The organism is Flagellimonas alvinocaridis, assembly GCF_965248585.1.
GTDB classification, from domain to species: Bacteria; Bacteroidota; Bacteroidia; order Flavobacteriales; family Flavobacteriaceae; genus Flagellimonas; species Flagellimonas alvinocaridis.
Genome location: NZ_OZ252111.1, coordinates 1,602,410 through 1,621,625, shown reverse-complemented (window position 1 = coordinate 1,621,625; position 19,216 = coordinate 1,602,410). Strand labels below are relative to the sequence as shown.

Annotated in this window: 20 protein-coding genes; 12 read left to right on the top strand and 8 right to left on the bottom strand. The window is 43.1% G+C overall.

What is annotated here, in order from left to right; genetic code table 11:
- Nucleotide 1 precedes the first annotated feature (1 nt).
- Both ACP14V_RS07455 and ACP14V_RS07450 read right to left on the bottom strand, forming a co-directional pair.
- Nucleotides 2–1,300, bottom strand: a complete 1,299-nt coding sequence (locus tag ACP14V_RS07455) for an anthranilate synthase component I family protein (protein ID WP_272609993.1) — start codon at nucleotides 1,298–1,300, stop codon at nucleotides 2–4.
- An 8-nt stretch (nucleotides 1,301–1,308) separates the two neighbouring features.
- Nucleotides 1,309–1,842, bottom strand: a complete 534-nt coding sequence (locus ACP14V_RS07450) for an NADPH-dependent FMN reductase (RefSeq protein ID WP_272609992.1) — start codon at nucleotides 1,840–1,842, stop codon at nucleotides 1,309–1,311.
- A gap of 129 nt (nucleotides 1,843–1,971) precedes the next feature.
- On the opposite strand from ACP14V_RS07450, the gene ACP14V_RS07445 reads away from it, so the two are divergent.
- Nucleotides 1,972–3,171, top strand: a complete 1,200-nt coding sequence (locus tag ACP14V_RS07445) for a heparan-alpha-glucosaminide N-acetyltransferase domain-containing protein (protein ID WP_272609991.1) — start codon at nucleotides 1,972–1,974, stop codon at nucleotides 3,169–3,171.
- Nucleotides 3,172–3,250: 79 nt separating this feature from the next.
- Here the strand turns inward: ACP14V_RS07445 and lpdA are convergent, their stop codons facing one another.
- From lpdA to ACP14V_RS07430, 3 genes are all read right to left on the bottom strand, one after another.
- A complete protein-coding gene (lpdA, locus tag ACP14V_RS07440; RefSeq protein ID WP_272609990.1) occupies nucleotides 3,251–4,657 on the bottom strand; it encodes a dihydrolipoyl dehydrogenase in 1,407 nt (468 codons plus the stop codon).
- A 130-nt stretch (nucleotides 4,658–4,787) separates the two neighbouring features.
- A complete protein-coding gene (locus ACP14V_RS07435; RefSeq protein WP_272609989.1) occupies nucleotides 4,788–5,177 on the bottom strand; it encodes a hypothetical protein in 390 nt (129 codons plus the stop codon).
- A 108-nt stretch (nucleotides 5,178–5,285) separates the two neighbouring features.
- On the bottom strand, nucleotides 5,286–5,744 hold the full coding sequence (locus tag ACP14V_RS07430; protein ID WP_272609988.1) for an Lrp/AsnC family transcriptional regulator: 459 nt from the start codon (nucleotides 5,742–5,744) through the stop codon (nucleotides 5,286–5,288).
- A gap of 153 nt (nucleotides 5,745–5,897) precedes the next feature.
- On the opposite strand from ACP14V_RS07430, the gene ACP14V_RS07425 reads away from it, so the two are divergent.
- The 11 genes from ACP14V_RS07425 (at nucleotide 5,898) to ribB (ending at nucleotide 16,773) form a co-directional block, all read left to right on the top strand.
- Nucleotides 5,898–7,121, top strand: coding sequence for an aminotransferase class I/II-fold pyridoxal phosphate-dependent enzyme (locus tag ACP14V_RS07425; RefSeq protein WP_272609987.1), 1,224 nt, complete (start codon nucleotides 5,898–5,900; stop codon nucleotides 7,119–7,121).
- 68 nt (nucleotides 7,122–7,189) lie between these two features.
- Nucleotides 7,190–8,680, top strand: coding sequence for a Na+/H+ antiporter NhaC (gene nhaC, locus ACP14V_RS07420; RefSeq protein ID WP_272609986.1), 1,491 nt, complete (start codon nucleotides 7,190–7,192; stop codon nucleotides 8,678–8,680).
- Nucleotides 8,681–8,890: 210 nt separating this feature from the next.
- Nucleotides 8,891–9,535 (top strand): peroxiredoxin, encoded by a 645-nt coding sequence (locus ACP14V_RS07415; RefSeq protein ID WP_116217827.1) that lies wholly within the window; start codon nucleotides 8,891–8,893, stop codon nucleotides 9,533–9,535.
- A 4-nt stretch (nucleotides 9,536–9,539) separates the two neighbouring features.
- Nucleotides 9,540–9,854, top strand: coding sequence for a thioredoxin family protein (locus tag ACP14V_RS07410; RefSeq protein ID WP_272609985.1), 315 nt, complete (start codon nucleotides 9,540–9,542; stop codon nucleotides 9,852–9,854).
- Nucleotides 9,835–10,092 (top strand): DUF6952 family protein, encoded by a 258-nt coding sequence (locus ACP14V_RS07405; RefSeq protein ID WP_136566875.1) that lies wholly within the window; start codon nucleotides 9,835–9,837, stop codon nucleotides 10,090–10,092. The genes ACP14V_RS07410 and ACP14V_RS07405 overlap by 20 nt, the downstream gene beginning before the upstream one ends.
- 93 nt (nucleotides 10,093–10,185) lie before the next feature.
- Nucleotides 10,186–10,692 carry a thiol peroxidase gene (gene tpx, locus ACP14V_RS07400; protein WP_272609984.1) on the top strand — a complete coding sequence of 169 codons (507 nt, stop codon included), beginning with the start codon at nucleotides 10,186–10,188 and terminating at the stop codon, nucleotides 10,690–10,692.
- On the top strand, nucleotides 10,685–11,050 hold the full coding sequence (locus tag ACP14V_RS07395) for a diacylglycerol kinase family protein (protein ID WP_272609983.1): 366 nt from the start codon (nucleotides 10,685–10,687) through the stop codon (nucleotides 11,048–11,050). The genes tpx and ACP14V_RS07395 overlap by 8 nt, the downstream gene beginning before the upstream one ends.
- Before the next feature lie 62 nt (nucleotides 11,051–11,112).
- Nucleotides 11,113–13,494 carry a DNA translocase FtsK gene (locus ACP14V_RS07390; RefSeq protein WP_272609982.1) on the top strand — a complete coding sequence of 794 codons (2,382 nt, stop codon included), beginning with the start codon at nucleotides 11,113–11,115 and terminating at the stop codon, nucleotides 13,492–13,494.
- A 4-nt stretch (nucleotides 13,495–13,498) separates the two neighbouring features.
- Nucleotides 13,499–14,146: a LolA family protein gene (locus tag ACP14V_RS07385; RefSeq protein ID WP_136566871.1), complete on the top strand. Its 648-nt coding sequence runs from the start codon at nucleotides 13,499–13,501 to the stop codon at nucleotides 14,144–14,146.
- Nucleotides 14,147–14,149: 3 nt separating this feature from the next.
- On the top strand, nucleotides 14,150–15,640 hold the full coding sequence (locus ACP14V_RS07380; RefSeq protein ID WP_272609981.1) for an LptF/LptG family permease: 1,491 nt from the start codon (nucleotides 14,150–14,152) through the stop codon (nucleotides 15,638–15,640).
- Nucleotides 15,637–16,773 (top strand): 3,4-dihydroxy-2-butanone-4-phosphate synthase, encoded by a 1,137-nt coding sequence (gene ribB, locus ACP14V_RS07375; protein WP_272609980.1) that lies wholly within the window; start codon nucleotides 15,637–15,639, stop codon nucleotides 16,771–16,773. The genes ACP14V_RS07380 and ribB overlap by 4 nt, the downstream gene beginning before the upstream one ends.
- Here the strand turns inward: ribB and ACP14V_RS07370 are convergent.
- From ACP14V_RS07370 to ACP14V_RS07360, 3 genes are all read right to left on the bottom strand, one after another.
- Complete coding sequence (locus ACP14V_RS07370; RefSeq protein ID WP_272609979.1) at nucleotides 16,770–17,393, bottom strand: hypothetical protein; 624 nt, start codon at nucleotides 17,391–17,393, stop codon at nucleotides 16,770–16,772. The two genes, ribB and ACP14V_RS07370, sit on opposite strands and share 4 nt — an antisense overlap.
- Nucleotides 17,390–17,896 (bottom strand): RNA polymerase sigma factor, encoded by a 507-nt coding sequence (locus ACP14V_RS07365; protein WP_272609978.1) that lies wholly within the window; start codon nucleotides 17,894–17,896, stop codon nucleotides 17,390–17,392. The genes ACP14V_RS07370 and ACP14V_RS07365 overlap by 4 nt, the downstream gene beginning before the upstream one ends.
- 105 nt (nucleotides 17,897–18,001) lie before the next feature.
- Complete coding sequence (locus tag ACP14V_RS07360; protein ID WP_272609977.1) at nucleotides 18,002–19,201, bottom strand: DegT/DnrJ/EryC1/StrS family aminotransferase; 1,200 nt, start codon at nucleotides 19,199–19,201, stop codon at nucleotides 18,002–18,004.
- Nucleotides 19,202–19,216: the final 15 nt, after the last annotated feature.

The following is a 19,216-nucleotide window of genomic DNA, read 5'->3' as shown; positions in this document are numbered from 1 at the left end:
ATCAGTCCGTTTCCAAAACGCTGCGCATGGCCTTGGCCTTCAACAAACACTCCTGATATTCCTTTTCAGGATCCGACTTTGCCGTAATGGCACTTCCCACCGAATAGGACACATATTTGTTTGTGGCATTGTACAGAATACTTCGGATGACCACATTAAAATCGAAATCCCCTTTGGGGTCAAAATAGCCTACAGCGCCACTGTACAAACCTCTTTTGGTTTCTTCCAGTTCCTCAATGATCTTCATGGCCGAAATTTTTGGGGCACCGGTCATGCTGCCCATGGGAAAGGTCTCTTCAATAAGCTCGACCGGATTTTTGTCTTTTGGCATAGTGGCAACTACCGTCGAAATCATCTGATGCACTTGCTTGTAAGGATATACTTTGCATAACTCTTCAACAAAAACACTTCCTTTTAGCGCACTTTTTGAAAGATCATTGCGAACCAAATCGGTGATCATGATATTCTCTGCACGCTCCTTTTCATCTTGGGTCAGTTGCTGCTTTAGCTTTTCATCTTCCTTCTTATCCCTACTTCGGGGCGCAGTACCTTTAATTGGCTGGGAAATAACTGTTTGTCCTGTCTTTTTTAAATAGCGCTCTGGTGAAGCACAGAGAAGATACCTCTCGTTCAACCGCATAAAGCTAGCAAAAGGAGGTTGTGAAATGGTATTCAGGCGCTTGTAAGTTAACCAAGGATCTATGATGCTATCTTCAGCATAAAACTCCTGGCAGAAATTGGCCTCGTAAATATCACCTCGATGGATATGCTCCAGAAAACGGTTGGCTTTTTCAAAGTAGGCATTCTTGTGGATACGCATTTTTATTCGGATGGGAGTGGATGCGATTCTCTTTTCTTGCAACACTCCCCTATTTGACAAAAGTTGTTCATAATCACTTTCAATGTCCTCATCAAAATGCTCCAAATACAAGAAGGTCAATTCTTTTCCGTTGAGCAATATGATCTTTTCAGGCTGAAAAAACTGCAAGGTCTGAAATCCCAATCCATCAAAATTATGGGAATACAAGTCTTCCAGTTCATTTTTAAGGTCGTATGAAAAATACCCAAACAACCAATCTTGATTATTCCGAACAACATCCTTTAGTTGTTGCAATGAATTGATATCCTTTAAATCATCTGTCTGGCGAGAAACAGCCAAAACCGCATCATAGGAGTGGTAATCATTACGATGGCCATTGTCATCCAACCATACAATCTTTTCATAATCCCTGGTCCAGTGCAACAAGGACTGCTTAATAGTGTCTGGGTCGGAAATTGTATACGTTCGTTGCTTTCGCAAGGGGTCGCTTATTGAAGTGTTTCTAGAAAGGTGTCCAAAGCGGTAAGGTGCTCTTCTTTAAATTCGGCATTGACAATGGCCCCAGACCCAAAATTTTCATGGAATGAGGGCAGGGAAAAGGTAGATACAATCTCGGCTCCAAATCTGGGCAACATATTTTCAATGACCCCCAAAGAACCTATGCCTCCCCGTTTACCCCCTGAGGTCGACATTAAAAAGACCTTTGTGCCTTCCAAAAATTTACGGTCAATCCGGGACAACCAGTCCAATACGTTCTTAAAGTAAGCCGAAGGATTTCCATTGTGCTCGTTCACAGAAAGAATAAGGGCATCCGCTTGCTGAAAATCATCTTTCAGTTTCACTAATGCATCTGGATAACCGTTCTGTTTTTCATCATCCTCACTGAACATGGGATAGGGATGCTTAGCCATGTTTAGTTCCTGAATATCATGGGTTTGCACCAATGAAGTGGTATATTGAACCAATTTAAAATTGATGGAAGTTGAAGAATTGCTTCCGGCGAGTGCCAAAATTGCAGCCATTACAAGAAATATTTGATTGTTTCGCTAAAATACCCCAATTGATGAACAGATGCGACTATTTTGTATAATTTTGCCCCGAAAAGCATCCAAACCTATTGCTAAACAAGTATATAGGATAGCCGAAGACAAATGAAAGCACAGACCAACAGATTGTTTTTTATCGATACCATGCGGGCTTGGGCCATTTTAATGATGCTCCAAGGGCATTTCATTGATGGGCTTTTGGACCCCATTTACAGGGATACAGAAAACTCTATATTCAATGTTTGGTTGTATTTCAGGGGCATCACCGCGCCTGTTTTCTTTACGGTATCTGGTTTTATTTTCACTTATTTGCTGATTCGGATACCCCAAAAAGGATTCAATAATCCCAGAGTTGCAAAGGGTGTCCGCCGCGGATTACAGCTTCTTTTGATAGGGTATTTGCTTCGTTTAAATGTTTTGGGACTTTTCAAGGGACAACTGTACAACGCTTTCTATTTGGTAGATGTGCTGCACTGCATTGGTTTTTCCATTTTGGCATTGATTGGTGTCTATCTTCTTGCAAGCAAGCGAAAACCATATCTTTTCCCAACAATACTACTTGGGATTACCTTAATACTGTTCCTGTTTGAACCCGTGTATAAACAGTGGTCGTTTTCCTTTTTACCCAATGCCATAGCCAACTATTTTACCAAGGCCAATGGCTCGGTATTTACCATATTTCCTTGGTTGGGATATGCTACACTAGGCGGGTTTGTTTCGGTGCTCTTTACCCGATTCAAGGATTTTAAATATTTATATACTGTAGGCATTCCTTTGGCAACAGTGGTGGGGTATTTGCTGATTTATCATTCATCAGGTGCATTTACATCCCTATATAAAATTACGGGATGGGAGTTTTTTGGATTGATTCCTTTGAACAACTACCTCTTCATTAGGCTTGGGAATGTCTTTATCGTTTTTGCCGTGTTCATGCTCCTACGGAGATTCTTGACCAACCGTACCATTTTGAACATTGGTGCCAGCACATTGTCCATTTATGTCATTCACTTTATCATTCTCTACGGTAGTTTTACCGGAATTGGACTCTATCGTTTTTTCAACCATTCCCTTGCTCCACAGATAGTGATTCCGGGGGCAGTCCTTTTTATGGTTGTCTGTACGTATCTAGCCTTGAAGTACCACCGACATGAAGTAGAAATCAAATCACAGATTGCGTGGGTTATGGCTTCCGTGAAACGTCAAGCCATTGATATGAAAGAGACTTCAATAATTCCCCTGTTCAGGGAACTTTCCATCCGCGCGCGATTGGTATTGCGCAGATTTCTACGTACCGTTAGGGGCTAAAAAATGCCCAAAACGTCAACGATGTAACTCGATGACCCTTTGGGCAAATTTCCATACAGCCTTTGGCTGATGCTATACTTTAAACGTGTATGGCCCTATCATCTGTAGCGGCCAAGGCAGCTTCCTTAACAGCCTCAGCAAAGGTTGGGTGGGCATGGCTCATCCGGGCAATGTCCTCTGCAGATGCCCTAAATTCCATGGCTGTGACCCCTTCCGTGATCAAATCCGCACTTCGGGCTCCAATCATGTGCACCCCTAGCACCTCATCGGTCTTTTTATCGGCCAAAATCTTTACAAACCCATCTATGTCCATGCTGGCGCGGGCACGACCCAAGGCACGCATGGGGAATTGACCCACTTTATATTCCACACCAGCTTCCTTGAGCTGCTCTTCGGTTTTACCCACCGCGGCAACTTCTGGCCATGTGTACACTACGCCGGGAATCAGATTATAATCGATATGTGGTTTTTGACCTGCCAACAATTCCGCCACCAAAGTTCCTTCTTCTTCGGCCTTATGGGCCAACATGGCACCACGGATTACATCCCCGATGGCATAAATATTGGATACATTGGTCTGAAGGTGGTCGTTCACCTCTACTCTACCTCTATCATCCAATTTTACTCCGGCAGCTTCAACATTCAATCCGTCCGTGTAGGGTCTTCTTCCCACACAGACCAAGCAATAATCTCCCGTGAAGGTGACCTCCTGTCCTTTTTTATCATCGGCCTTCACAATGACCTCATCGCCTTTGCGCTCCACCGATTTTACTTTGTGGGATAGGTTGAACTTCACTTTTTGCTTCTTCATCACCTTCATCAACTCTTTGGAAAGCGCCCCATCCATTCCAGGGATAATACGGTCCATGAACTCCACGACGGTCACATCGGCACCAAGACGCTTGTATACCTGACCCAATTCCAGTCCAATGACCCCGCCTCCAATAACAATCATGTGCTTGGGAACTTCTTTCAGTTTCAATGCCTCTGTTGACGTAATGACCCGTTCCTTATCAATTTTGATGAAAGGCAATGTGGATGGCTTGGAGCCAGTAGCAATGATGGTATGCTTTGCTTCAATGGTCTCTTTTTTGCCATCAGCTTTGTCAATGTTGATGTGGGTGGCATCCTTAAAACTGCCTAAACCTTCATAAACATCAATCTTGTTTTTATCCATCAAGAATTGGATTCCTTTGGTAGTCTGGTCCACAACACCCTGCTTACGGGCAATCATCTGCTCCAGGTTCACCTTTATCTCTCCAGGAATATCAATCCCGTGCTCTTCAAAATGCTTTACGGCATCTTCGTAATGATGCGACGAGTCCAAAAGGGCTTTGGATGGAATACAGCCTACATTTAGACAGGTTCCCCCCAAGGTGGCATATTTCTCAATTATTGCAGTTTTCATTCCCAGTTGGGCACAACGGATTGCCGCTACATAGCCTCCGGGCCCAGAGCCAATAACGGCCACATCATATTGATTCATAGTAAATGCTTAGAGATAATTATTCTTTCGATTATCAGATACAAAAATAACAATGTTTCTCTGATAGACCATGCATTTTTCCTTAACATATCCGGGTAAAAAAGTTGGGGGGGGCTCCCTAGCGGAACAACTATACTGGAGCCAATGGGAATTTAATGGCACCGTAGCATCCCAACCAAAGTCCACCCAAGAGTGAAAGATGCACTCCCGACTCAAACCACAAAGGTCCACCCCATTGGCCACAAAGTGCCACCATGGACAGTTTTCCAACAATAAAGAGCGAAATAATAAAATGGGGCCAAAGATTATCCCGGACCACTATCAATGAAGAAATGAAACCTGTGAGAACGGCCGAGGTGAACATGGCCAATGTGCCCAATGTCAAATCCAATGTAGAGGAAGAGCAAAAACTCATCCCATCAAACAAAATATCTTGGGAAAGTGTAGTGTACAAGGACAAACATAGCCCTCCAATGACCGTGGCCAACACGGTAAGAAACAATCGGGTACGGGTTTTCATGACGGAAAAAGAAGTCTTTTGATGGTTGTTCGTTTTTTGATATCGCAAAAATTACACATCCTATTATACCGAAAGCCGTTTTTTAACACCGATTTAGGTTAAAGTTTGCTAAATATGTACCGATGGGCTGTTTTTCACCTCGTTGATAACAAACGAACTCTGCGTATTTCCAATATTGTTGATAGTGGTTAGCTTGGTCAACATGAACTCGCGGTAGCTTTTCATATCCCCAGCATGGATCTTTAAAATGTAGTCATAGTCGCCCCCCACATGAAAGCATTCGGACACCTCTTCCAACTTGAGGATTTCCCGTTCAAATTTCAATACATTCTCCTTAGTGTGCTGCACCAATCGTATCTGGCAAAGCACCATAAAGTCGCGCCGTACCTTCTCCTTGTCCACCAAGGCCACATAGTTTGTGATTACCCCATTGCGCTCCAATCTTCTTATGCGTTCATACACTGCTGTCTTGGAAAGTTGTAAGCTATCCGCATATTGTTTTGTTGTTTTCTTGCAGTCTTCCTGAAGCAAGTGTACCAACTGTATATCTGTTGCATCGAGTTCCATCCTGATGATTTTTCTATTTCCGATTGAATATTACATTAAAAATAGAATATAAATCTTGAATAGGAACTTTATATAGATTTAAAATCTAAATAATAACACAAATGTTGACTTAATACCCACATTTGAATACTTTTCACCTAAAATTATCAAACAATGGACTATAAAGCATCGGAACACATCCAAGACCTTCAATATTTTGGTGAATTTGGTGGGGTAAACCCCTCCATATCAGATTCTTCCACCTATACATTTCTTTCCGCAAAGACCATGTTCGACACCTTTGAGGGCAATACTGAAGGTTGCTATCTGTACAGCAGACACTCCTCCCCTTCCAATCTCTATTTGGGTGAGGCCATGGCCCAGCTGGAAGGCACGGAATCGGCCAATGTGTTTGCCAGTGGCATGGGCGCCATCAGCGCTGTGGTTTTTCAACTTTGCGATACGGATGACCATATAGTCTGCAGCAGGACCATCTACGGAGGCACCTATGCCTTTTTGAAAAACTTTGTGAAGAAGTTCAATATTTCCACATCCTTTATAGATATCACCGATTTGGACATGGTGGAGCAATCCATCACCCCAAAGACCAAAATGATCTATTGTGAAGCCATTAGCAATCCCCTTTTGGAAGTAGCAGACATCTCAGCCCTTTCCAAATTGGCCAAGAAACATGGTATTCCTTTGGTGGTGGACAATACCTTCTCCCCTTTGAACATCAACGCGGCCCAATTGGGTGCGGACATTGTCATACACAGTCTTACCAAGTTCATCAATGGCAGTAGTGATTGCGTTGCCGGCGCCGTTTGTGCTTCAAGCGATTTCTGCCTAAGCCTAAAAGATGTGAACAATGGAGCGGGAATGCTCATGGGAAGTACGTTGGACAGCCTCCGGGCGGCATCCATCCTCAAAAATATGCGTACACTGCATATCCGCATCAAAAAGCACAGTGAAAATGCTTTGTACTTAGCTCAACAATTTGAAAAGGATGGTTTAAAAGTGGTCTATCCGGGATTGGAAAGTCACTCTGGTCACAAGTTGATGAAATCCCAAATGAACCCAGAATATGGTTTTGGCGGGCTGCTCACCCTGGACGTAGGCTCAGTAGATCGGGCCAATGCTTTGATGGAACTTATGCAAACCCAAAAATTGGGTTATTTGGCAGTAAGCCTCGGTTTCTACAAGACCCTCTTCAGTGCATCAGGCAGTTCTACCTCTTCAGAAATTCCCATGGAGGAACAGGAGGCGCTGGGATTGTCGCAAGGACTTATCCGTTTTTCAATTGGATTGGACAACAACATCCACCAGACCTATTTGGCCATGAGGAGCTGTATGGAGAAATTGGGGATTCTAAACCTATCACCATCAGCTATTGATTAAAGGATAAAAAGCGGTTTGGAGAACAAGGTTCAAAATCGTAATATTACCTCTTAACAAACTCAGACCACATGCCAAACAAAGAGGAAAAACCAAAGTACAGACAGGATGAACATATTGTTGAAAATAAGGAGCTGACCATTGGGGAAGCCTTGATTCCTGTTTTTGCGCTGGTAGCCATGTTGGCCTATAACGTCTATGTTTTTGGTGATGACGCCCTGAGTGGTTCCAACCAGTTTATCCTTCTTATGGGAGGTGCCATGGCGGCCATCGTGGGGTTTTTCAATAAAGTATCCTACAAACAAATGATTGCCGAAGTGGCCGAGAATGTGCGTTCCACTACCGGGGCCCTACTTATTTTATTGATGGTGGGCGCCCTTTCCGGGACCTGGTTGGTCAGTGGTATTATTCCGGCCATGATCTATTACGGTCTCCAAATATTGAATCCCACCATATTTTTGGCAGCCTGCGTAATTATTTGCGCCATCATTTCCATTGCCACGGGAAGCAGCTGGACCACGGCCGCAACGGTGGGTATTGCATTGGTGGGCATTGGTGAAGCTTTGGGCATTTCTTTGGGAATGACAGCTGGAGCGGTACTTTCAGGAGCTTACTTCGGAGATAAAATGTCCCCTTTGAGTGACACTACCAACTTGGCCCCTGCCATGGCGGGCGGCGAATTGTTTTCCCATATTCGATACATGGCACTGACCACCGTACCCACTATCACCGTAACCTTATTGGTGTTCATTATTATGGGCTTTACCATTGAAACCAAAGGAGGTGCCGATACTGGTGCTATCCTTGAAACCATTGGGAGCACCTTCAATGTTAGCGGTTGGTTGTTCTTGGTACCTGTTGTGGTGATTTTTTTAATCGTTAAAAAAGCCCCTCCCTTATTGGCCTTATTGATAGGAACTTTATTGGGCGGCGCCTTCGCATTGATTTTTCAGTCGGATATTGTCACCTCCATTAGCGGTAGCGAAAACCTCACCTTTGAATCAGGATACAAGGGCATTTTAAATGCCATCACCGTAGACACCTCCATTGCCACGGACGACCCTGCTTTAAACGACCTATTCTCCTCGGGAGGAATGGCTGGTATGCTGGACACCATTTGGCTCATAGTCTGTGCCATGGTCTTTGGCGGCATCATGGACGGCATAGGTGCCTTGGAGCGCATCACCGAATCCTTATTGAAAATGGCCAAGACCACATTTGGGCTTTTTGCCAGTACCGTGGGCAGTTGTTTGGCGCTCAATGTAACCGCATCGGACCAATATCTGGCCATTGTGGTCCCTGGAAAGATGTTTTCCAAAGCATATCGGGAACGTGGCCTAGCCCCAGAAAATTTAAGTAGGTCCCTTGAAGATTCAGGAACCGTGACCTCTGTACTGGTTCCTTGGAACACCTGTGGTGCCTACCATAGCGGCGTATTGGGCGTTGGTGTTATGGAATATGGGATTTATGCGGTCTTCAATTGGTTGAGTCCGTTCATGACCCTATTGTTCGCCGCCTTCAAGATTAAAATCAAAATGTTGACTGAAAAGGCTACGGCATAAAAATTTATGGCCTCATTTTTACCCTAGGGCCATTTCTTTGCGAAATTGCAATTTTTCACCCTTCGTAATTGTTGGATTTTTAAAAATCCGCTGCTTTTTTTACACCATAAGTTAGGGTTATCCATCCATAGGAAATACTGATTTTTTCCTTGGGGAAAGCCATTTCCCTGCGCTAATTTTGCAGTATAACCTATATAAAAAAACACAAGAATGACATTAGTCGGAAGAAAATTTCCAAACATCGAAGTAAATGCCATTGATGAATTGGGCGACACTTTTAAAATCAACATTTTAGAAAAAGCCAAGGCTGAAAAAAAGAAAATTTTGCTTTTCTGGTACCCAAAGGATTTCACCTTTGTTTGCCCAACGGAGCTACACGCTTTTCAACAACATTTGGCCGAATTTGAAAAAAGGAACACTTTGGTGATTGGCGCATCTTGCGATACTGCAGAGGTACACTTTGCTTGGCTGAACACTGCAAAGGACAATGGTGGGATTGAAGGAGTAACTTACCCTATCGTTGCCGATAGCAATAGAAACTTAGCCAAGGCTTTGGGCATTTTGGATATTACCAACGAAGATTATAATGAGGAAACCGATTCTGTTCTTGTTGAAGGAGACAATGTAACCTACAGGGCCACCTATTTGATCGATGAGGAAGGTACGGTGTTCCATGAAGGCATCAACCATATGCCCCTAGGTAGAAATGTTAAAGAATTTATCCGTTTGGTGGATGCATTTGCCCACGTACAGGAAAAAGGTGAGGTATGCCCCGCCAACTGGGAAGAAGGTAAAGAAGCCATGAACGCCAATCGTGACGGAGTAGCAGAATATTTGGCCAACCACGTAAACTAAGGACATGGTCATAGAATTGGAAAAAGACAACCTGAGTGAACTTGTTGCAAGCAACGAGTCCGTTGTGGTACAATATTCCGCATCATGGTGTGGAAATTGTAGGATTATGAAGCCCAAGTTCAAGAAAGAGGCTTCCCTTAACCAAAATGTCACTTTTGTGATGGTTGATGCTGAAAAATTCCCGGAGTCGAGAAAAATGGCCAACGTGGACAATCTGCCCACCTTTGCCGCCTTTTCCAACGGGACATTGAAAAATCAGGTACAGACCAACAAATATGATGTATTAAAAACTTTGGTCCATGAAGTTGCCCATAATTAAACAGCTGGTCAATTTTGTTGAGGAGCATGATGAGGATTATCTTCTGGAAACCGCAGAAACATTGGAACACATCTGCGATGTTCCCAGTCTAAAAGATGAGGAATTGGACACCATTGGAGAACTCATCTCCAATATTTACGGCGCCTTGGAAGTATCAAATGAGATAAAAAACGGAACACCAAAAAAAGAAGCCTTAAATGCTTTTATGTCCCGAGTGCTGAGTTCCATCGACAAATAGACCCTACCATATTTTCTATTCAAGAACCTTCCCGTAATGCATTATGGGAAGGTTTTTTTTAAGTATTTTTGAGCCTGAACCAAATATATAGTTATGGCTACAGTCACCTTAAAAGGAAATGAAATACACACCCTTGGAAACCTTCCTGAGAATGGTTCCCAAGCCCCAGAATTCAAATTGACAAAAAACGACCTCTCCCCTGCCTCCCTTTCGGATTATTCGGGCCAAAAAGTGGTCTTGAACATATTCCCAAGTATAGATACGGGCACTTGCGCACAATCGGTTCGCCAATTCAACCAAGAAGCTGCCGAACTGGACAACACCAAGATACTTTGCATCTCCAAAGATCTTCCCTTTGCCCAAACCCGTTTCTGCGGTGCCGAAGGCATTGACAAGGTAGAGACCCTATCCGATTTCAGGGATGGAAACTTTGGAAAATCCTATAAGGTAGAGTTTACCGATGGCCCATTGCAAGGGCTTCTGTCACGCTCCATAGTGGTCCTCAACGAAAAGGGGCAGGTCATCTATTCCGAGCAAGTTTCCGAAACTGTGGACGAGCCCAATTATAAAGCTGCGCTTGAAGCATTGATGGATGCCTAAGGAATCTTTTTTCAAAAATAGGATCCGAGGTGTGGGCTTTGCATTCAAGGGCCTATTTTTGTTGTTGCGCACAGAGGCCAGCATCAAAATACAGTTTTTTATCGCCTTGGTGATAACCGCAGCGGGATTCTATTTTGAGATATCGCCCACGGAATGGATGCTTCAGCTTTTTGCCATTGGATTGGTCATGGGTATAGAGGGAGTGAACACGGCCATTGAAAAAGTAGCGGATTACATCCAACCCGATCAAGATCCAAAAATTGGTCTGATCAAAGATATTTCCGCGGGTGCCGTAATGATTGTATCCATTGTCGCCAGTATTATTGGATTGATCATCTATGTGCCCAAATTGATGTAACAACATCCAAAACCCTGTATAGCAGCGTAAATTTGTAAATTAGCCCCATAGCAAACGGATTAATGGCAAAGAAAAGGACAAAATCAAAATCCAAACCTACAACCGCCAAAAAGAAGGTCTCTTTACGGCCTTCCAAGCAAAACAAGATTATCTTGGGCAGTTTGCTGATTGTACTCAGCATAGCACTTTTCTTCTCTTTCATGTCCTACTATTTCACGTGGCAGGAAGACCAAAGCATCCTCTCCGAGTTTGCCCACAGAAATGCGGAAGCCAGTAATCTTTTGAACAAGTTTGGCGCTAGTGTGAGCCACTTTTTCATGTACCAGGGATTTGGGCTGGCTTCGTTCGCCTTCCCCTTATTGCTCGCCGTAACTGGACTTTACTTGTTCTTGGGGTTGAGTGGCAAAGGGTTGATAGGAAAGTGGATTTGGGGTCTAACTGGTATCATATGGATTTCAGTGGCCTTGGGTTTCTTTGCTGCAGAGCAACCCCTTTTGGGAGGGCTCATCGGTTATGAGATGAACGACTTCCTTCAAGATTATACCGGTAAGATTGGAGTCTTCTTGATCTTGATTTTTATGTTGATGGTCATTTTAGTACGACTCTTCAACTTTACGCCTGAAGGAGTTGCCAATTTCTTCCGGTCCCAACGACAAAAAATAAAATCCGATTTTCAAAAGGATGCTCCTCCTGTTGAAAATATGGATGAGCTTGATGAACTCAGCATTCAATTGGAGACAAAGGAAGCAGATGTTGCTCCAGTTGTGGATACTTACACCCATAAAAAAGACATACCTCCACTCCAAAATGAAGCAGGACTGGATGTTAACCTCCCCCAAGAAGAAGAGATAGACATTAGCCTTGAAGTTGAAAAAGTAAAGGAAGAAAAGGAGGAAAAAGACATCAAGGCAGAGAAATTGGTCAAGGATTTTGGGGAATTCGACCCAAAACTGGAACTAGGAAACTACAAATTCCCTCCTTTGGAGCTTCTGGAAGCGCATGGTGCATCTGGCGGAATCACCATCAACCAAGAAGAGCTGGAGGAAAACAAAAATCGTATTGTAAGCACCCTAAAGAACTACAAAATTGGAATTGCCCAAATAAAGGCCACTATCGGCCCCACGGTTACCCTCTACGAAATTGTCCCCGAAGCTGGTATTCGTATCTCCAAAATCAAAAATCTTGAGGATGACATTGCCCTGTCGTTGGCTGCTTTGGGCATACGTATCATTGCGCCCATTCCAGGAAAGGGAACGGTGGGTATTGAGGTACCCAATAAAAATGCATCCATAGTTTCCATGCGGTCAGTAATTGCCTCCAATAAATTTCAAAAGGCGGAAATGGAACTGCCCATAGCTTTTGGTAAGACCATTAGCAATGAAACCTTTGTGGTGGATTTGGCCAAAATGCCCCACTTGCTTATGGCGGGTGCCACAGGACAGGGTAAATCCGTAGGATTGAATGCTGTGATCACTTCGCTACTCTATAAAAAGCATCCTGCAGAGATCAAATTTGTTTTGGTAGACCCCAAAAAAGTGGAGCTAACCCTCTACAATAAGATTGAACGACATTTTTTGGCCATGCTTCCGGATTCCGAAGAAGCCATTATCACGGACAACACCAAAGTGATCAACACCTTGAACTCGCTCTGTATTGAAATGGACAATCGGTATGAGTTGTTGAAAACTGCAATGGTCCGGAACATTAAAGAATACAATGCCAAGTTCAAGGCCCGTAAGTTGAATCCCAATGATGGACATAAGTTCCTCCCCTATATTGTCTTGGTGATTGATGAGTTTGCAGACCTTATTATGACTGCGGGGAAGGAAGTAGAGACTCCGATTGCCCGTTTGGCGCAGTTGGCAAGGGCCATAGGAATCCATTTGATCATTGCCACCCAACGACCTTCGGTAAACGTAATTACCGGTATCATAAAGGCCAACTTCCCGGCCCGTATTGCTTTTAGGGTGACTTCCAAGATAGACTCCAGAACCATTTTGGATGCACAAGGAGCCGACCAATTGATAGGTCGTGGAGACATGCTTTTCACCCAAGGCAATGATGTGACTCGCTTGCAGTGTGCCTTTGTGGACACCCCTGAAGTTGGAAAAATAACCGAATATATTGGGTCGCAACGTGCCTATCCTGAAGCTCATTTACTGCCAGAATATGTAGGAGAAGACTCTGGCACGGGTATTGATTATGATATTTCGGACAGGGATGCTATGTTCCGTGAGGCGGCCGAAGTGATTGTTACGGCCCAGCAAGGATCAGCCTCCCTCATCCAAAGAAAATTAAAGTTGGGGTACAACAGGGCCGGTAGGATCATTGACCAATTGGAAGCCGCCGGAATTGTAGGTCCCTTTGAAGGAAGTAAAGCACGTCAGGTATTGATTCCGGACATTTACTCATTGGAACAATTTTTGGAAAACGAATCAAAATAACGCTATGATCAAAAAGCATATTCTTTTTATTGGACTATTAACCGTTGCATTTTTCTCCCATGCCCAAAGCTCATCCAAGGCAAAGGCCCTGTTGGATGAGGTATATGACAAAGTGAAGAGTTATGACAATATTTATATTGATTTCACTTCCACCATAGAAAATACAGAAGCAAACCTAAAACAAGAAACGCATGGCAATGTGACCCTAAAGGGCGAAAAATATTTCTTGAATTATTTTGGGGCACAACAATTGTTCGATGGCGACAAAGTCTACACTGTGGTTCCTGAAAACGAAGAAGTTACCATAGAAGATGTGAATGAAGATGCAGACAACGTAAGCCCTTCCAAAATGCTTACCTTTTATAAGACCGGCCACAATTATTCTTGGGACATTCTGCAAAATGCTGGCGGAAGAAAAATTCAGTATGTAAAGCTTACCCCCATTGATTCAAACACGGAGATAAAGTCGGTTCTTTTGGGCATAGACACCCAAACCAAACACATATACAAATTGATTCAAACCGGGAACAACGGTACAAAAACGACCATAACCGTTAATTCTTTCAAAACCAACCAGCCACTTTCAAGTACCCTATTTACCTTTGACGAGAAAAAATACGAGGATAAAGGGTATTACATAACACGAAACTAAGCATTGAAAATACTAGACCAGTATATATTATCGAGGTTTCTCTACAACTTCTTTAGTTCCTTTGTCATCTTGATTGTCATATTTATTTTTCAGGGAATATGGCTCTTCATAGATGATTTGGCGGGAAAAGGTCTGGGGTTTGTAATTATAGCCAAGTTTATTTTTTACTTTATCCCTACCTTGGTAGACAAGGTGCTGCCTTTGACCGTATTGCTTTCCTCCATCCTTACTTTTGGAACCTTTGCCGAAAATTATGAGTTTGCGGCCATGAAGGCTTCCGGCATTTCATTGCAAAGAGGAATGCGAAGCTTGGTGATTTTTGTACTTTTTCTAGGTGTGGTCACCTTCTTTTTTGCCAATAATGTCATCCCAAAATCCGAACAAAAAATATTCAACCTTAGACGGAACATTGCCAAGGTAAAGCCAGCCGCCGCCATTACCGAAGGGGTCTTTAGTGATTTTGAAGGCACTGGGGAGGGTATGAACATTAAGGTAGACCGTAAGTATGGGGACCAAGACCGGTTTTTGGAGAATGTGGTCATCCATAAAAAAACCAATCAAAATGTAAACAATACTGTCATCAAGGCCAAAGGTGGGGAATTGATCAGCAGTGAAGATTCCGATATCATCCAACTGGTTTTGAAGGATGGTAATTACTACGAAGAGTTGGTAAAAGATGACAATAAGGAAAAAAGGAAACAACCCTTTGCAAAAGCCCATTTTGAAACCTATACCATCAACATAGATATTTCAGAACTAAATGATCAAGATTTGGAAGAGGATGGCAACATTACCACGGACAAAATGAAAAACGTGGGCCGTTTGATCAAGGATATTGATTCTTTAGGCACCAACAATCTTGAAAAAGTAGAGGCATTTTCCAAAAACATTGTCAATCGAATGGGCGCCTTTCCTGCGAACCCTCCAGCTGTGGACAGTTTAGAAATCGCATCACAAATACAGGATAAGGCAATTTCCAAGGATTCCATAAAAACAGTGGACGATTTACTGGATGCACTACAGGAATGGCAGCGTTTGCAAGTGGTGAACAATGCCAAGAACTCAGTAAACAGTATTATGAACACCGTGGTTTCCAAAAAAGAAGAGTTGCAACAACGGTACAAGTTCTACAATGCCCATATATTGTCCCTGCACAAAAAATTTGCACTTGCTTTTTCTTGTATCATTTTATTTTTTGTTGGGGCGCCATTGGGGGCCATTATCCGAAAAGGAGGATTGGGATTACCTATGGTCATTGCCATTGTTTTATTTTTGACCTATTATTTTATTGGGGTCTTCGCTGGCAATTATGCCAAGGAAGGCAATATCCACCCAGCAATCGGAGCTTGGCTCTCTACCTTGATCATGTTGCCCTTGGGCATTTCATTGACCAAAAGAGCCACGGCGGACAGAGGATTGTTTGGTTTTGGACATATTATTGATCGTATTAAGAGCATTTTTAAACGAAAAAGCAACGTTGTTGAAGAGGAATGATTGAGGAAAAACAAATACAATTGCACGCCATAGAGGAAGCCATTGAAGACATTAGGCAAGGAAAGGTCATTATTGTTGTGGATGATGAAGATCGCGAAAATGAAGGTGATTTTGTGGCTGCTGCTGAACTGATTACTCCTGAGACCGTAAATTTCATGGCCACCCATGGCCGAGGGCTTATCTGTGCCCCGCTTACCGAAGGTAAGTGCAAAGATTTGGGCCTCCATAAAATGGTCACCCACAACACAGACCCATTGGAGACCGCCTTTACTGTTTCTGTGGATTTAAGGGGAAATGGAGTCACAACTGGGATTTCCGCTTCGGACAGGGCCAAAACCATCTTGGCATTGACCGATGCAAATACCAAAGCCCATGAATTGGCCCGCCCTGGACATATCTTTCCCCTAATTGCTAAAGAGGGTGGTGTGCTGCGTCGTACAGGACATACCGAAGCCGCTATTGATTTTGCCCGCTTGGCCGGACTGGAACCTGCTGGCGTCATCGTGGAAATCATGAACGAAGACGGCACTATGGCCCGTTTACCCCAACTTTTGGAAGTAGCAAAAAAATTTGACCTTAAAATTGTATCCATTGAAGACTTGATTGCCTACAGAATGGAGCATGACAGTCTTATTGAGCTTAAAGAGGCCTTCAATATAAAGACCCGGTTTGGGGAATATCGTTTGCGTGCTTACAAACAGACCACAAACGACCAGGTGCATATTGCCTTGGTTCGAGGTAACTGGAAACATGGCGACCCTGTGCTTACCCGAATCAACTCTACCCTTGTGAACAATGATATTTTGGGCACCCTCACCAACAACCCGGACGAAACATTGCACAGAATGTTCAACGTTTTGAATGCAGAGGACAAAGGCGCCATGATTTTTATCAATCAAGGAAACCAATCCAAAAATTTATTGGGCCGTTTGGCAGAATTAAAGAAACTTCAGGCGGAAGGTATTACCAAAGCTCCCAAAATTGATATGGATACCAAGGATTTTGGTATCGGCGCCCAGATTTTGCACGACCTCAACATTTCAAAGATTCGTTTGCTTTCAAATTCTGAACAGACCCGCCGAGTAGGGATGGTAGGTTACGGATTGGAAATTGTGGAATATGTGAAGTATTAAGATTCGACTTGGTCGTCCTCCATTAAGCGAATCAGTTCACCCACTTTTTTTAATCTGGGGGTAAACTCTTTCTTTACCACCCATTTGTTGACCTGATAAACAAATATTCCAATAGCACCAAAAACCGCGAGGCTGATCCAAACCATTTTTGTACTTGCTATTTGCGACCAAGATTTCGTCAACAAGTCTAATTTTCCAATCATTATCAAGACAACTCCTATCATGCAAGGAAGAACATACCATTGCATTAGTTTGCTTGATAATTTCTCATGGCGTTCTAAATAGACCCTACTCTTTTTTAAATATTTGAGATAGGCTTCATCTTCATTAGGTTTTGCCTTTTTCAGTTTTAAGGCAATATGTATCACATAGATTAGCCATATCACAATTAAAATAGCGCCAAATTTTGACAGTATACTTGGTAATCTGTATGCTTGGTAAGCAAAAATAGGAATCATTATTGTCGCTATACCAATTTCCATAAAATCCCAATATCTGGTAGTTATCTTAAACTTATCCAGACTTGATTGCACCTCCAGCATCAACCTCGATTTTTCAAACTTAATGCGTTCGTGGTTTGGTGAGGACTGCCAAATGGCAATGAGTTCGTTCTCCATCATAGCTTTTCATTTATACAGTTCAACAATTTTTCTTTGATTCGCTTGACCCTGACCGCGACCGTATTTTCCTTGAGTCCTGTAATTTGGGAGATTTCTTTGTATGGCACCTCTTCTAAATACAACGCAATGACCGCTTTGTCCACCTCATTAAGGTTTCTGACACAGGCCCTGAGCAGTATCAATTTTTGATCGCTTGGACTTTCTTCAGCTTGGGATTCAACATGCTCTACAATAATACTTTTGGTTCGAGCAAACCGAAATCTGTTTTTGATCAGGTTGGTTTTATACCTGAGACTTACATTTATCGTAATACGATAAATCCATGTTGAAAGTGATGAATCTCCCTTAAAATTGGGTAGTGATTTCCATATATTGACCAGTATTTCCTGAAAAAGGTCTTTGGCTTCCTCCGTATCTTTTGTGTACGAAATACAGATACGGAATATTTTTTCCTGGGAATGTTCCAGTGCATTTAGGAAAACACTTTCTAAATCTTCTTCCATAAAGATTGCTGGGTCTTTATTCCTTTTAGTTACCGTCAATCTTAAATTATGACAAAAACTTAAAAAAGAATCATTGCCCCTCAGCAACTTCTAATTGGGAGACACTTAAGCCTTGAGTACTTTTTGAATGGTTTGGACCATTTTTTGCGCTCTTTCCTGTACTTCAGTTTCAGTCCAACTTAATTTGATCAGACATGAAATGGTCCTGCCTATCCAGTGGTCGGATGCGGAAAAATCAGTTTTGGAATAGTCCGGCAACCCATTTATCACTTCTTGCGGTAGTTTGCCCAACGCTTTCTTTTGGGTAAGGTGTTCCCATTTTCTATAGTAGTGCCAGTTGTTATTGTACCAATAGAAGCAAGCATCAACTCCGTTTTCCCCCAAAGCTTTGTGGGCTTTTTGGGCAATCGTTTCCGAAGGAAGGAAGAAACTCAGGAAAGAGTAGTTCTCTTCTCCCTCATCAGGCACCGTTCGAAAGGTAATCTCCGGGACCTGGGACAGGGCTTCCCTTAAAATGGTATAATTTTTCTTCTGAAGAGCGATAAATTCATCCAATCTATTCAGTTGAGCCAGTCCCACGGCAGCGTTCAATTCTGAAATCCGAAAGTTGTATCCCAAGAAGGGATGCTCTTCCGCTCCCCTGTCGTTTCCAATATGGTCGTGCCCATGATCTGAATATTTATGGGCATTTTGGTAATAGGTCTCATTATTGGTTATAACAGCTCCTCCCTCACCACAGGTTATTGTTTTTACATAATCAAAGGAAAAACAGCCCAAATCCCCTATACTGCCCAAAGGTTTACCTTTATAACTTCCCCCAATGGCCTGGCAGGCATCTTCCAAGAGCAAAAGGTCGTGTTGGTCACAAATCTGTTGTAATGCCTCCAAGTTGGCCATGGAGCCGCACATATGAACTGGCATCACCACTTTGGTTCGAGGAGTAATTGCTTTCTCAACTGCCAATGGGTTTAACGTCAACGTATCGTCTATATCCACCAAAACAGGAATGGCACCAAGGGCCAAAATAGATTCAAAACTGGCCACAAAGGTGAACGTGGGCATGATTACCTCATCCCCTGCCCCTACACCTGCACTGGCCAACGCGGCCGTAAGTGCGGCCGTACCACTGCTCAACAGGTGTACGTGTTTGGCCTTCATTTTAGCGGAAAGGGCAGCTTCCAACTCCTTAGCCTTCCAATGTCCGTTACGCATTCCATCGAACCCGTAACGCATCAATACTCCAGAGTCCAATACATCCTGTACCTGTTTCCTTTCCTTATCTCCAAAAAGTTCAAAACCCGGCATTCTTCTCTTGTTTTA

Bases quoted from the DNA above. Each gene is read 5' to 3' on its own strand.
- ACP14V_RS07450 (WP_272609992.1), bottom strand. From the start codon at position 1,842: ATGGCTGCAATTTTGGCACTCGCCGGAAGCAATTCTTCAACTTCCATC.
- ACP14V_RS07445 (WP_272609991.1), top strand. From the start codon at position 1,972: ATGAAAGCACAGACCAACAGATTGTTTTTTATCGATACCATGCGGGCT.
- lpdA (WP_272609990.1), bottom strand. From the start codon at position 4,657: ATGAATCAATATGATGTGGCCGTTATTGGCTCTGGGCCCGGAGGCTAT.
- ACP14V_RS07435 (WP_272609989.1), bottom strand. From the start codon at position 5,177: ATGAAAACCCGTACCCGATTGTTTCTTACCGTGTTGGCCACGGTCATT.
- ACP14V_RS07430 (WP_272609988.1), bottom strand. From the start codon at position 5,744: ATGGAACTCGATGCAACAGATATACAGTTGGTACACTTGCTTCAGGAA.
- ACP14V_RS07425 (WP_272609987.1), top strand. From the start codon at position 5,898: ATGGACTATAAAGCATCGGAACACATCCAAGACCTTCAATATTTTGGT.
- nhaC (WP_272609986.1), top strand. From the start codon at position 7,190: ATGCCAAACAAAGAGGAAAAACCAAAGTACAGACAGGATGAACATATT.
- ACP14V_RS07415 (WP_116217827.1), top strand. From the start codon at position 8,891: ATGACATTAGTCGGAAGAAAATTTCCAAACATCGAAGTAAATGCCATT.
- ACP14V_RS07410 (WP_272609985.1), top strand. From the start codon at position 9,540: ATGGTCATAGAATTGGAAAAAGACAACCTGAGTGAACTTGTTGCAAGC.
- ACP14V_RS07405 (WP_136566875.1), top strand. From the start codon at position 9,835: ATGAAGTTGCCCATAATTAAACAGCTGGTCAATTTTGTTGAGGAGCAT.
- tpx (WP_272609984.1), top strand. From the start codon at position 10,186: ATGGCTACAGTCACCTTAAAAGGAAATGAAATACACACCCTTGGAAAC.
- ACP14V_RS07395 (WP_272609983.1), top strand. From the start codon at position 10,685: ATGCCTAAGGAATCTTTTTTCAAAAATAGGATCCGAGGTGTGGGCTTT.
- ACP14V_RS07390 (WP_272609982.1), top strand. From the start codon at position 11,113: ATGGCAAAGAAAAGGACAAAATCAAAATCCAAACCTACAACCGCCAAA.
- ACP14V_RS07385 (WP_136566871.1), top strand. From the start codon at position 13,499: ATGATCAAAAAGCATATTCTTTTTATTGGACTATTAACCGTTGCATTT.
- ribB (WP_272609980.1), top strand. From the start codon at position 15,637: ATGATTGAGGAAAAACAAATACAATTGCACGCCATAGAGGAAGCCATT.
- ACP14V_RS07370 (WP_272609979.1), bottom strand. From the start codon at position 17,393: ATGATGGAGAACGAACTCATTGCCATTTGGCAGTCCTCACCAAACCAC.
- ACP14V_RS07365 (WP_272609978.1), bottom strand. From the start codon at position 17,896: ATGGAAGAAGATTTAGAAAGTGTTTTCCTAAATGCACTGGAACATTCC.
- ACP14V_RS07360 (WP_272609977.1), bottom strand. From the start codon at position 19,201: ATGCCGGGTTTTGAACTTTTTGGAGATAAGGAAAGGAAACAGGTACAG.